This window comes from Asticcacaulis sp. P2_C5 (assembly GCF_056404555.1).
Map to the genome: position 1 here is coordinate 139,983 of NZ_JBFUDU010000010.1, position 11,878 is coordinate 151,860.

The 11,878-nt window shown below is 62.0% G+C and carries 10 protein-coding genes; 3 read left to right on the forward strand and 7 right to left on the reverse strand.

Features of this window, described 5'->3' with window-relative positions; all coding sequences use genetic code 11:
• Positions 1-13 precede the first annotated feature (13 nt).
• Positions 14-1,216 carry an ROK family transcriptional regulator gene (locus AC1DXO_RS18125; protein WP_476979583.1) on the reverse strand — a complete coding sequence of 401 codons (1,203 nt, stop codon included), beginning with the start codon at positions 1,214-1,216 and terminating at the stop codon, positions 14-16.
• A 346-nt stretch (positions 1,217-1,562) separates the two neighbouring features.
• On the opposite strand from AC1DXO_RS18125, the gene AC1DXO_RS18130 reads away from it, so the two are divergent.
• From AC1DXO_RS18130 to AC1DXO_RS18140, 3 genes are all read left to right on the forward strand, one after another.
• Entirely contained in the window at positions 1,563-2,879 is a 1,317-nt protein-coding gene (locus tag AC1DXO_RS18130) for a sugar porter family MFS transporter (RefSeq protein WP_476979584.1), read from the forward strand.
• Positions 2,880-2,921: 42 nt separating this feature from the next.
• Positions 2,922-3,842 (forward strand): ROK family protein, encoded by a 921-nt coding sequence (locus AC1DXO_RS18135; RefSeq protein WP_476979585.1) that lies wholly within the window; start codon positions 2,922-2,924, stop codon positions 3,840-3,842.
• 83 nt (positions 3,843-3,925) lie between these two features.
• The gene (locus AC1DXO_RS18140; protein WP_476979586.1) at positions 3,926-5,467 is read left to right on the forward strand and encodes a glycoside hydrolase family 32 protein; all 1,542 of its coding nucleotides are present in this window, start codon (positions 3,926-3,928) and stop codon (positions 5,465-5,467) included.
• 41 nt (positions 5,468-5,508) lie between these two features.
• Here the strand turns inward: AC1DXO_RS18140 and nagA are convergent, their stop codons facing one another.
• The 6 genes from nagA to AC1DXO_RS18170 are packed head-to-tail and all read right to left on the reverse strand — an operon-like array spanning position 5,509 to position 11,531.
• A complete protein-coding gene (gene nagA, locus AC1DXO_RS18145) occupies positions 5,509-6,651 on the reverse strand; it encodes an N-acetylglucosamine-6-phosphate deacetylase (protein WP_476979587.1) in 1,143 nt (380 codons plus the stop codon).
• Positions 6,648-7,739 (reverse strand): SIS domain-containing protein, encoded by a 1,092-nt coding sequence (locus AC1DXO_RS18150; RefSeq protein WP_476979588.1) that lies wholly within the window; start codon positions 7,737-7,739, stop codon positions 6,648-6,650. Before AC1DXO_RS18150 ends, nagA begins: the two co-directional genes overlap by 4 nt.
• A gap of 17 nt (positions 7,740-7,756) precedes the next feature.
• Positions 7,757-8,497 (reverse strand): GntR family transcriptional regulator, encoded by a 741-nt coding sequence (locus tag AC1DXO_RS18155; protein WP_476979589.1) that lies wholly within the window; start codon positions 8,495-8,497, stop codon positions 7,757-7,759.
• Positions 8,484-9,284: a copper homeostasis protein CutC gene (locus AC1DXO_RS18160; RefSeq protein WP_476979590.1), complete on the reverse strand. Its 801-nt coding sequence runs from the start codon at positions 9,282-9,284 to the stop codon at positions 8,484-8,486. Before AC1DXO_RS18160 ends, AC1DXO_RS18155 begins: the two co-directional genes overlap by 14 nt.
• Positions 9,281-10,219, reverse strand: coding sequence for a glucosamine kinase nucleotide-binding domain-containing protein (locus AC1DXO_RS18165; RefSeq protein WP_476979591.1), 939 nt, complete (start codon positions 10,217-10,219; stop codon positions 9,281-9,283). The genes AC1DXO_RS18160 and AC1DXO_RS18165 overlap by 4 nt, the downstream gene beginning before the upstream one ends.
• 28 nt (positions 10,220-10,247) lie before the next feature.
• On the reverse strand, positions 10,248-11,531 hold the full coding sequence (locus tag AC1DXO_RS18170; protein WP_476979592.1) for a sugar MFS transporter: 1,284 nt from the start codon (positions 11,529-11,531) through the stop codon (positions 10,248-10,250).
• Positions 11,532-11,878 lie beyond the last annotated feature (347 nt).

Here is an 11,878-nt window from a genome sequence, read left to right on the forward strand (position 1 = left end):
ATCGGCTTGCACTCTAACGAACGACAGGGTCACCCTTCAGCAAGGCTTCGAGATCCTGCGCGTAGCGCGCCTGCATCGGAAGACTGGCAGCGCCTATCACCCGAGCCGAGTAACCCAGGGTCCCGGGCAGAACCTTGAAGGGCGATAAACCTGTCGTCGGAAGCCTGCGGATATGAGCGTCTGTGCTCTTTACAATGAGGTCGCGAACGTGTTCGGGCATCGAACCGTCGATGACGATTTGCGGCACATCGGTGATGGCCGCAGCGCTGATACAGGCGATGGCGAGGTGGCTGGAAACCTGCTCGACCCAAGGCAGGACCAGATCATAGATTTGAGTCCATTCGTCTTCCAGATTCCATATGCCCGAAGCGTCCCGGCCGGCCGCCATCAGGTTGTGAACGAGATTCATGATTGAGGCGACCGACAGAAGTTGCCGGCCCTCTCCACCATCTTTCCTGTCGGTGATCAGCATGGAGCCGACGGCTCCGGCGTTGGCGCGTGCCCCACGAACGATCTTGCCGTTCATAACGAAGCCACCGCCGATAAAGGTCCCGATATAGATGTACAGGAAATCATTCGACGCTTCGCCCTTGCCGTAAATGAGCTCGCCGTTGCATGCGGAGGCGACGTCGTTCCAGATCAGCACCGGCATGCCGGCGACGCCTTCCAGCGCCGTCTGAACGTCGAAGTCGCGCCATGTCTCGATCTGGTCTTCCGGTGCGTCGAACTCCTTGCCCCAGCGCCACAGCTCATTCGGCATGGCCACGCCCATCCCAACACATTTGTCGAGAATCGAGGCCGTGAATTCGGAGCGAATGGCCTTCAGTCCCGCCACGACAAAGGCTGTCATGTCATCCGGCACAGGATAGTCGATGTGCTTGGTGATCCATTTCAGGATATGGCCGGAAAAGTCCATCAGGACCATTTCATAGCTTTTCCGTCCGATCTTGAAGCCGATCGAATAGGCTCCGGCGGGATTGAGGGCGAACGGCACCTGGGGTTGACCGATACGTCCGCGAATGGGCTCTCCGCGCAATAACAGTCCGTTGGCTTCGAGCCGGCCGATAACGTCCGACAATGTTTGCTTGGAAAGGCCGGTTTCCTGGGTAAGCTCGACCTTGGACAGGGCGCCCTTTGAACGGAGAATCGACAAGACCAGGCGCTCGTTATAGGCGCCGACCGCGACGATATTCGTTCCACGATTTACTTTGCTCATAGTGGTTAGCTGTAATCCGATTTTGGCGTTAGTCCAATGTGCTCGTTTGCCGGTTCACTCTCGAAAAGTCTTCCGGAACCTGAGTGTTTTGCTATTTTCAGGCGCTAAAAGCCCGCCAGGCTTGTGGAATAAGATTTTTAAGTCCGGTATATTGACTTAATGATCGGTATGGTGTGTAAAAAGGAGGACGGCAGTTTCGTTGCCGGCCTTAAGAGCCGGTCGGCAAGGGCCTGACCGGCCAGGACCCGTGTATGTTTCTCCCTTGTCTGGCGAGCACGACTTCCCCCGTTGTGCTCGCCCTTTTTTTAGAAACATAAAAACATCTTCAAGGCAGGAGACCACCGGAATGAACTCTACTCTGGTTCGCGGGATTTTTGTGGGCGGCCTGGCGGGTCTGCTTTTCGGCTTCGATACGGCGGTCATCGCGGGAACGACACAAGGCCTGACCCAGGCGTTCCATCTCGATCCCGCGGCGCTCGGCCTGACGGTATCCAGCGCGCTTTGGGGAACGCTCGCCGGCGCGCTGTTCGCAGGTAAGCCGGGCGATATCTTCGGAGCCCGCAACTGTCTTCGCGCCATCGCCGTGATGTACGTCGTTTCGGGCATCGGCAGCTTCTTCGCGCCAACGCTTCCCATTCTGATCGTATCGCGCATCCTGGGCGGACTTGCCATCGGCGCCTCATCCGTCCTGGCTCCGACCTACCTTGCCGAAATTGCGCCGGCAAAGAACCGCGGCGCCCTGGTCGGCATGTTCCAGCTGAACATCGTGTTCGGAATCCTGGTGGCCTATCTCAGCAACTACCTGATCGGAACGCTCAATCTCGGCGAAGAGGAATGGCGATGGAAATTCGGCGTCACCGTCCTGCCTTCGCTCGTCCTGTGGCTGCTTCTCTATACCATCCCGAACAGCCCGCGCTGGCTGACCGTCAAGGGCAAGCTGGACGAGGCCCGCAGCGTGCTGGCCCGGATCGGAGTCATCGACCCCGAGGCCGAACTGAATAAATACTGGGTCAATCACAATAGTCACAAGGGCGCCAAGGCGCGCCTGACCTGGAAGGCCTACGCCCGGCCCATGCTGCTGGCGATCGCCATTGCAGGCTTCAACCAGCTTTCCGGCATCAATGCCATCCTCTATTATCTGAACGACATCTTCGCCGCAGCCGGGTTCGCCAAGGTTTCAGCCGACCTGCAGTCGGTCATCATCGGTGCAACCAATCTCACCTTTACCCTGCTGGCGCTCACCATCATCGACCGCGTTGGCCGCAAGACCCTGCTGCTTATCGGTTCGGTTGGCCTGGTGCTCTCGCTCGCCGGGACGGCCTACATCCAACTCACCGCCACCCATCAGGCCTACCTGCTTTGGATGCTGATCCTCTTCATCGCGTCCTTTGCGTTTTCGCAGGGCGCTGTCATCTGGGTCTATATATCGGAAATCTTCCCGACCGAGGTCCGTTCGCGCGGCCAGGGGCTGGGCGCATCGGTTCACTGGTTCATGGACGCGATAATCGCGGCGGCGTTTCCGCTGGCGGCTGCGTATTCCAAGGGGTTGCCGTTCGTCTTCTTCGCCGTCGCCATGGTGCTCCAGTTCGTCGTCGTCTTGAAATTCTTCCCGGAAACGAAGGGCGTGACCCTGGAGGACATGGAACAATCGATCGGTCACTGAACCGACCGTCGGCTGGCGTTTGTGCAAATCACGAGTGACGACATGTATATCGGCATTGAAATCGGCGGAACCAAGGTCATCATGGCGGTCGGGACCTGCCCGGAAGACCTGACGCAGTTGGTACGGATCCCGACGGGGACGCCGGACCTGACGTTCGCGGCCATTGCGCGCCAGGTTCTGGATTTTCAGGCGGCTTATCCCGGGATTTGCGCGATCGGCATTGCGTCTTTCGGTCCAGTCCAGGTGAACCCCGCGCTCGAGGACTTCGGGACGATCTGCGATACGCCGAAGCCCGGCTGGCGCGGCTTCAACATCGTGCGCGCGCTCCGGAGTCGATTCCCGAGTTTGCCCGTCGCCCTGGATACCGACGTCAATGGCGCCGCGGTGGCGGAAGCGAACTGGGGCGCCGGCCGCGGTCTCGACACCTTCGCCTATGTAACCGTCGGCACGGGTATCGGCGCGGGTCTGTTTGTCAATGGCAAGCCGGTGCATGGCCTGCTCCATCCCGAGGCCGGCCACATGCTGGTACGCCGTGATCCCGGCCGCGATCCGTTTCCAGGTTCGTGCCCCTTTCACGGCGACTGTCTCGAGGGGCTGGCCAGTGGTCCGACCATCGAACTGCGCACAGGGCGGCGCGGAGAAGATCTGCCGGATGACCACGACGTATGGCATTTGATCGGCGACTATCTCGCCCAACTTTACTACAATATGGCCGTGATCGCCGCTCCACAACGCATACTGATCGGCGGCGGAGTCGGCCTGAAGCGTGAAGTGATTGACCGCAGCCGGTTGGAATTCTCGCGGCTTCTCGGCGGCTATTTGCACAAGTTGCGCAGGCCGCAGGACGTCCAGGATTATATTCAGGCTGCCGCACTCAAAGATCGGGCCGGTGTGCTCGGCGCGATCGGGCTGGCTGCGAGATTGACACCGGGGCATGCGCCGGCGGCTTTGGAAACACAATAACAGGCGAGGATACTGCGATGAAGACCAGGAATTTGACAGGCCCACTCCTGGCCGGGTTGGTTGTGACTTTAACGGCGGAACCCATGTCCACGGTGGCCAAGGCGGTAACGGCTGAGCCTTCGGCGGCGGAATCCTATACCGAGCCATATCGGCCGGCCTACCATTATACGCCACCCAAGGCCTGGATGAACGATCCGAACGGGTTGGTTTATTACAAGGGCACCTACCACCTGTTCTATCAGCACTATCCCGACGGCAATACGTGGGGGCCGATGCACTGGGGCCACGCCGTCAGCAGGGACATGGTGCATTGGACCAACAAGCCCATGGCCCTGGCTCCAGACTCGCAGGGGCTTATTTTCAGCGGCAGTGCCGTTGTCGATTGGAACAATAGCAGCGGATTCGGGACAAGGAAGAAGCCGCCTCTGGTGGCTATCTTCACCTACAATAACGACAACTACAAACAGTCCGGGCTGAACGAGCATCAGAATCAGGCCTTGGCCTATAGTACGGACGGTGGCGAGACCTGGACGAAATACGCGGGTAATCCGGTTCTGAAGGCGCCGGCCGGCAAGGCGGATTTCCGCGATCCGAAGGTGCGTTGGCATGCGGCGACGAAGTCGTGGATCATGACTTTGGCCGCGGGCGACCATACCGAGTTCTATGGCTCCCCCGATCTCAAAAACTGGACATATCTCAGCGCTTTCGGGGCCGGCCTTGGCGCTCACGGCGGAGTCTGGGAATGCCCGGACCTGTTCCCCGTAAAGGTTGCCGAAACGGGCCAGGTTAAATGGGTGCTGCTCCAAAGCCTGAATCCCGGTGGACCCAACGGCGGGTCGGCAACCCAGTATTTTGTCGGTGACTTCGATGGTAAGGCATTCACGATGGACCCGAAGTTCAGCGACCAGTTGCAGGCCCGCGGAGCGCACTGGATCGATTGGGGCAGCGACAACTATGCCGGCGTGACTTGGTCCGACGTTCCGAAAAGCGACGGCCGCGTTCTGTCGATCGGCTGGATGAACAATTGGGACTACGGTCAGTCTGTTCCCACGACCGTTTGGCGCAGCGCCATGACCTTGCCACGGGAACTGACCTTGCATGTCGAACCTGCAGGCTATTCGCTGCGGTCGCAACCGGTTGCCGAACTCAAGCCTATCATAGGCGCCAGCCACCTGACCCCAGCACAAACGGTCTCGGACAGTCTGCAGGCCGTCGCGCCGGCCAGCTCCGTGACCCAGTCCGAGACCAGATTAGAATTCACCCTTCCGGCCCAGGGTACGAAGGCCTATTTGGAGTTCTCAAACACCTTGGGCGACGTCTACCGGATTGGCTATGACGGCGAGGACGGCTACTTCAGCGACCGCCGCAAGTCCGGCGTAACGGACTTTTCCGACAAGTTCGCCAACGCCATTCATACGGCGCCCAGAATTTCGCAGGCCGACACCGTGAAGATGCGGGTCTTCATGGATCGTGATTCCGTGGAACTGTTCGCGGATGACGGTGCGACAGTGATGACGGAGTCGCTCTTTCCGACGGAGCCGTATTCCATTCTAAAATTCATCGTAGACGGCGAGCCGGTTAAGGTAACGAAGTTCAAAGTTGCACCAGTCAAATCCATACACTGACAGATAGGCGGGTACCTTGCGGGAAAGGCGTGAGGCTCAGCCTACTCCGCCGCCAGGGCCTCGTCCTGTTGCGCGCCGATAAATGTGCCCTTCACCTGCAGGTCCTGGTCGAGCCAGACGATATCGGCCCGCCGACCGGCGACCAGTGCCCCGCGGGCCGATTGCAGCCCCAGGAAGGCCGCCGGCGCGCCTGCCGCCATAACCGACGCATCGCTGAGCGACACGCCGATCTTCTGCACGGTGTTGCGCACGGCGGTGGCCATGTCCAGATCCGATCCGGCCAGCGTTCCGTCCGGTCCGATGCAGACGCCGTCCTCGACGTGTATCTGCTGGCCATTGAGGACAAAGGTCTTGGTTGACGAGCCGACCGTCGGCATGGCGTCGGTCACCAGCATGAAACGGTCGACCGCCTTGGCCCGCAGCGCGATGCGCAGCACGGTCCAGTCGACATGGCGGCCATCGGCGATCAGGCCGCAGAAACTGTCCGGGTCTTCCAGCGCGGCGCCGACCACGCCCGGGGCGCGATGCGTCAGCGGCGACATCGCGTTGAACAGGTGGGTAAAACCGGTGATGCCGGCCTTCAGCGCCGCGACCGTCGTCTCATAGGTCGCATTGGTATGGCCGGCGGCGATGATCACCCCGGCAGAGGCCAGTTCATGGATATCCTCAGGCGTGCAGTTTTCCGGCGCCAGGGTGACCAGGGTCTTGCCCACCTTCAGACTTTTGAGCAAGGTCTTGGACTGCGCGTCGAGGGTGCGGAACATCTCGGGGTTATGGATGCCCTTGCGCTCTTTCGAAATGAACGGCCCCTCGATGTGGATGCCCAGCACACCCGGTACACCGGCGGCCAGGGCGGCTTCGGTGGCGCGCATGGCGGCGTCGATCACATCCAGTTCGTCGCTGATCAGGGTCGGTAAAAAGCCCGTCGTGCCAAAGGTCCGGTGCGCCCGGCCGATGGCGTCGATGCCGTCGACCGTGGTCTGGTCGTTAAACAGCACACCGCCGCCGCCATTGACCTGGGTGTCGATGAAGCCGGGCAACAGATAGCCGCCGGCGACGTCGATCGCCCGCGCAGCCGCCGGCCCGCCCAATGATACGATGGTCTCGCCTTCGCAGGTCAGATTGCCCGAGACAATGCCGCCGGGTGTGACGATCTGCGCATTGGTAAAGCTGAGCGACGTCATACGGTTCTGGTGACCTTGTTGAGGTGGGGAGGACTGTCGGGATTGAGACCGCGCGCCAGGGACAGGCTGTTGGCCAGGCGGTAGAAGCTGGCGATCTGCAGGATCGGCTCCAGGGCCGAAACCGTATCGAGCGCGGGCAGGGCGATCGTGCCCGGTAACGGAGCGGCGGAACTGGCCAGCAGGACGGACGCACCGCGCTCGGCGAATTCCGCCGATACGTCGCGCACGCCGTCACCGGCCGTATCCGAGGTGGCGAAGGCCAGGATGGGGAAGCCGTCATTGACGATGGCCATGGGGCCGTGGCGCACCTCGGCCGAAGAGAAGGCTTCGGCGTGCAGAGCGCAGGTTTCCTTGAGCTTCAGCGCCGCTTCCTGGGCGACGGCAAAGCCATAGCCGCGACCGATGACGAACAGGTTGCGCGCCGCGGTCAGCGGCGGCAGGGCGGCCGACCAATCGAGCGCGAAGGCATGGTCGAGCTGTTGCGGCAGGCGATCGAGACCGTCGGATAGGGCGCGGTCGCCCGACCAGGCGGCGACGATGGCGGCCAGGCCGGCGAGCGACACGATATAGGACTTGGTCGCCGCCACCGACTTTTCCGGACCGGCCTTCAACGGCAGCAGTTCGTCCGCCAGGGCGGCAAGCGGTGAGGCCTCGTCATTGACCAGGGCGACAATATAGGCGCCGGCCTTGCGGTGGGCCTCGACGCTGGCCAGCAGGTCGGGTGACCGCCCGGACTGCGAAATGGCGATGCACAGCGAATTTTCGGCGACCACGGGCGCCGCATAGATGGACGATACCGACATGGCGGCGGTCGAGGTCGGCACGCCGGTCAGGGTTTCGATCAGGTATTTGCCGAAGGTGGCGGCGTGGTCGGACGATCCGCGCGCCACGGTGACGACGGAACGCGGCGGATCGGCCTTCAGCCGCGCGCCGAGACGCGCCAGGGCGGCACGGTTGTGACTGAGGAAACGCGCTACGGCAGCGCCACCCTCGGACGCTTCCGCAAACATCAGGGTGGTCGTGACGTCGATTTCAGTCGGGGGCGCGGGGGAAGCTAGGCCAGAGGAAGTCAAAGTAGAGGAGGTCATTACAGTGTCTCTTGAAATCAGCTTATATCGTTCAATTCGGCGACCACGTCATAGGCGTCGCCACGATAATAGGATTGGGTGAATTCGGCGGCGCGTCCATCCTGCAGGAAGCCGCGGCGTTCGATGAACAGGCCCGGATCACCGGGCTTGACGCCCAGACGTTCGGCGTGGTCGGGTGAAAAGGCCACGGCGCGCAGGCGTTGCAGGGCGCGCACCGGGCGGTGGCCGGTCTTTTCGAGCGCCTCGTACAGCGACGACCCGACCGATTCCGCCGAGGTCAGGCAGTAGCCGGGTATGGTCGAATATTCGAGCGCCATGGTGGTTCCGTCAGCATAGCGGACGCGGTGGAAGCGGTAGACCAGAGCCCCCGGCGACAGGCCGAGCGACAGCGATTCCTCCGGCGTGACCGCCCCGGCCGACTTGCTGACCCATTCCGAATGCGGCTTGCGGCCGCGCGAAATCATGTCTTCGGAAAAGGACGACAGCTTGGAAAAACTCTTTTCCACACGGCTGGCGACAAATGTGCCGGCGCCGCGGCGACGTGTCAGCAGGCCCTCTGAGACCAGGCCCTCGATCGCCTTGCGCACGGTGATGCGCGAGACGTCGAAATCCTCGGCCAGATCGCGTTCCGGCGGGATGGCGTCGTCCTGATGCAACTGGCGGCGCTGGATGGCCTCGCGCAGGGCCCGCTGCAGCTGAAGGTACAGCGGCGCCGGATCGTCCTTGCTCAGATGGCCGATGGTTTCAGCAAACGACATGGGCCATTCCTTCTGATATTGGGCTTTCGGTTTGGCTGTAGCTGTCGAGGGCGGCGCGCATCTGCGCCACTATGGCGGCATTGGTGTCGCGAAGATCGGGCGAGACATAGCCCAGTTCGGCGGCGCGCGGGCTGCGCACCGGTACAACGGCGCTGCAGGAAGCGTGGACGGCGCGGACGCCGGAGGCGAGTATATCCCCGAGATTGGCGGTGGTAACACCGCTGCCGGCGATAATTTCGATATTGCCCGCGGCTTGTTCGACCAGGGCCGTCAGTCCGGCAATGCCCAGAGGGGCGGGCCGTGCGCCGCCCGACGTCAGGACCGTGTCGAAGCCGAGACTGATGGCGGTGTCCAGCGCTGCGGCCGGATCGGGCGCCAGGTCGAAGGCGCGATGCAGGGCCAGCTTGAGCTCGAGGCTTTTGGCGTGTCCAGCCAGCAATTCCAGTGCGGCCACATCCAACTCGCCCGAAGCCAGGCTGGCGCCCAGGATGACGCCTTCCAGCCCCGTATCGGCCACCAACTCCATGTCGTGCAGCATGACCGCGATTTCGTCGGCGCTATAGATAAAGTCACCGGCACGGGGCCGGATCATGGCCCGCGTCGTCGCGCCCAGCTGGTGGGCGAGCCGCATCAGGCCGGCCGATGGCGTCAGGCCGCCTACGCTCAAGGCGTCGCACAGTTCTATCCGATCGGCGCCGCCGTCGATCGCGGCGCGCACGCCGGCGGCCGTGTCGACGCAGACTTCCAGGAGAAGAGGGGCTTCGAGGAGAAATGACGTCTGACTCATGCATGCACCTGCGCCGGCTTAAGGCCGCTGGGCTGGCCCTGAGCCATCAAAAGTGCGCCTTCCAGCGCGTCGTGTTCGGGTTCGGCCAGCAGGGCCTGCGCCACCGGGTTGAGCCAGGGCTTGAAGACGGGCGCCATGCCGCCGACCAGGGCGATCCTGTGCGCGCCGACTTCATGTAAGCGGGCAATATAGCGGCCCATATCGTGAGCCTGTTTCTCGACCAGGGCGACCGCGACGGGGTCGCCCTGTCCGGCGTGCTGCATGATCAGCGGTGCCAGTTCGCCGTAGTCCTTAGGCTTGGCGCTGGTAACGAAATGGACGATCTCGGCCGGTGTGTCGAACCGGGCCAGCAGGGCCTGGGTAAGGGAACTGGGCGGGGACAGGCCATCGACGGCGTCAAGCGTGGCGCGCAGGGCGTCGCGGCCGAGATCGGCTGCCGATCCGTCATCGCCCAGTTCGAAGCCCCAACCGCCGATCTGGATGCCGCGGCCGCCGACCCAGGCATAGGCCGCCGAACCGGTGCCGGAAATCAGGATGGCGCCATCGCGGCCGGAAAAGGCGCCCAGTGCCGCGGCATGGGCGTCGGACGAGGCTTCGCAGCGGGCGAATTTCGGCCCGGCGGCGATGGTGCGCGCCGCGTCGCCATAGTCGGAAATCCCGGCAAGACCGAGGCCCAGGGATATCTTGCCATAGGCCGACCGGTTGCGGCCGGACTGGGCCAGGGCTGTATCCAAAGCCTGCAGGATATGACTCCATACCAGGTCGAGGCCGAGCCGGATATTGCCCGATCCGCCCTCGGCCTCCCCGATCAGGGCGCCGTTCGCATCGCGCAGCCGGACGCGGCACTTGGTACCGCCGCCGTCGACGCCCGCAAAGATCTGGTACGGGGGAGAGCTCTGGTTCATGAACGAAATCATACGCGAAAAGAAGGACATGGTGGGCTCAAGCTTGCGTGACGGCGGCTCAGATATCGGCGATGGCGGCTTGGGCCGCAGTCTTGCTCTTGCCGCCGGCAAACAGGGCGAAGAACAGGATATAGGCGTAGCAAGGGATCATCAGGCACGCGAAGACGAGCTGGAAATCGAACTGCGCCTTCAGGTGCGCGAACAGCTGAGGCACGACGGCACCGCCGGCAATGCCCATGACCAGCAGGGCGCCGCCGAATTCGGTCAGCTTGCCCAGGCCGCGAATGCCGAGCGGGAAGATAGCCGGCCACATCATTGCGTTGGCGAAGCCCAGCGCGGCGACGAAGGCGACGCTGACATAACCTTTGGTAAAGAAGGCGCCGATGGTCAGCAGGATGCCGAGCACCGCCGAGAAGCGCAGGTACTTTTCCTGGCTGATAAAGCGCGGGATGGCGACCAGGCCGGCGACATAGCCAGCGATCATGGCGATCAGCGTGCCCGAGGTGAAGTATTTGGTCTGTTCAAGCGGCAGGCCGAAGCCGTTGGCGTAGGTGGTGATGGCATCGCCGGCCATGACCTCGACCCCGACATAGAAGAAGATGGCGAGAAAGCCGAAGAACATCTGCACATAGGCCAAATTGCTGCCCTGACCCGAATCTGGATTGGAGTCGTCGCCGAGGGCGGGCAGGGGCGAGAACCAGGTCCCGATCGCCATCAGGATCAGGAAGGCGGCCACGGCCATGTAGGGCGTGTGGATGCGGCCGGCAAAGGCATCGAGAATGGCGTCGCGGGCGACCGGATCGGTCGCGGCCTTGACCTGGGCGTCCAGTTCACCGATGCCGTGCAGGATGAAAGCCCCGACCAGGATAGGGGCCAGGAAGCCGGCGCCCTTATTGAACAGGCCCATGACGGCGATGCGCTGGGCACCCGATTCGATTGGACCCAGAACTGAAATATAAGGATTGGCGGCCGTCTGAAGCACCGACAGACCGGCGCCGATGATGAACAGTCCGGTCAGAGCGCCCGGGAAGATGCGCATGGTGGCGAACTGACCGAAGCAGGCGGCGCCCACCCCCATGATCAGCAGACCCAGTGCCATGCCGCGCTTCATGCCCGTCTTGCGCAGCATGAAGGCGGCCGGCAACGACAGGAAGAAGTAGGACAGATAGAAGACCGACGGAACCAGGAAGGCCTCAACGTCGCTGAGCGAAAAGGCCAGCTTGACGAAGGTGATCAGCGGTCCGTTCAGCCACGTCACAAAGCCGAAGATGAAGAACAGCAGGCAGAAGAGCAGAACCGCGCCCCAAGGTGTCTTTTGAGTGGTCGATTGATCGGCAGGCATCGTTGTTTCGTCCCTGATAATACCAATTTGTCTAAATGGTATGGCTGACTTCCACGCAAATTGCAATCTTCAGCGATGAAAATATGCGCTTTGACGCAAAACCTTTGCGCAGCAAGGCATTTGTCGCAAATTTGTCCTTCCTGGGCGCGATAAAATTGCCACATTGGGCCGCGAAATCAGCCCAAAACAAGCCCAATGTAAAATTTTATTGACAGATTTTTAAAACCAAAGTTACCGTTGGTTCCGCAAAAGGTATGCGGTTGGTATGTTATGGTATCCTAGTGGTATCTCATCCGCACCTGACCACAGCTTATGCGCGGCAGCATAATGGTTTCGGGGCTCGCCTA

What these genes read in the sequence shown, in the direction of transcription:
- AC1DXO_RS18140 (WP_476979586.1), top strand. Translation starts at nt 3,926, where the DNA reads ATGTCCACGGTGGCCAAGGCGGTAACGGCTGAGCCTTCGGCGGCGGAA.
- AC1DXO_RS18165 (WP_476979591.1), bottom strand. Translation starts at nt 10,219, where the DNA reads ATGTCCTTCTTTTCGCGTATGATTTCGTTCATGAACCAGAGCTCTCCC.
- AC1DXO_RS18125 (WP_476979583.1), bottom strand. Translation starts at nt 1,216, where the DNA reads ATGAGCAAAGTAAATCGTGGAACGAATATCGTCGCGGTCGGCGCCTAT.
- AC1DXO_RS18170 (WP_476979592.1), bottom strand. Translation starts at nt 11,531, where the DNA reads ATGCCTGCCGATCAATCGACCACTCAAAAGACACCTTGGGGCGCGGTT.
- AC1DXO_RS18155 (WP_476979589.1), bottom strand. Translation starts at nt 8,497, where the DNA reads ATGTCGTTTGCTGAAACCATCGGCCATCTGAGCAAGGACGATCCGGCG.
- AC1DXO_RS18160 (WP_476979590.1), bottom strand. Translation starts at nt 9,284, where the DNA reads ATGAGTCAGACGTCATTTCTCCTCGAAGCCCCTCTTCTCCTGGAAGTC.
- AC1DXO_RS18150 (WP_476979588.1), bottom strand. Translation starts at nt 7,739, where the DNA reads ATGACCTCCTCTACTTTGACTTCCTCTGGCCTAGCTTCCCCCGCGCCC.
- AC1DXO_RS18135 (WP_476979585.1), top strand. Translation starts at nt 2,922, where the DNA reads ATGTATATCGGCATTGAAATCGGCGGAACCAAGGTCATCATGGCGGTC.
- AC1DXO_RS18130 (WP_476979584.1), top strand. Translation starts at nt 1,563, where the DNA reads ATGAACTCTACTCTGGTTCGCGGGATTTTTGTGGGCGGCCTGGCGGGT.
- nagA (WP_476979587.1), bottom strand. Translation starts at nt 6,651, where the DNA reads ATGACGTCGCTCAGCTTTACCAATGCGCAGATCGTCACACCCGGCGGC.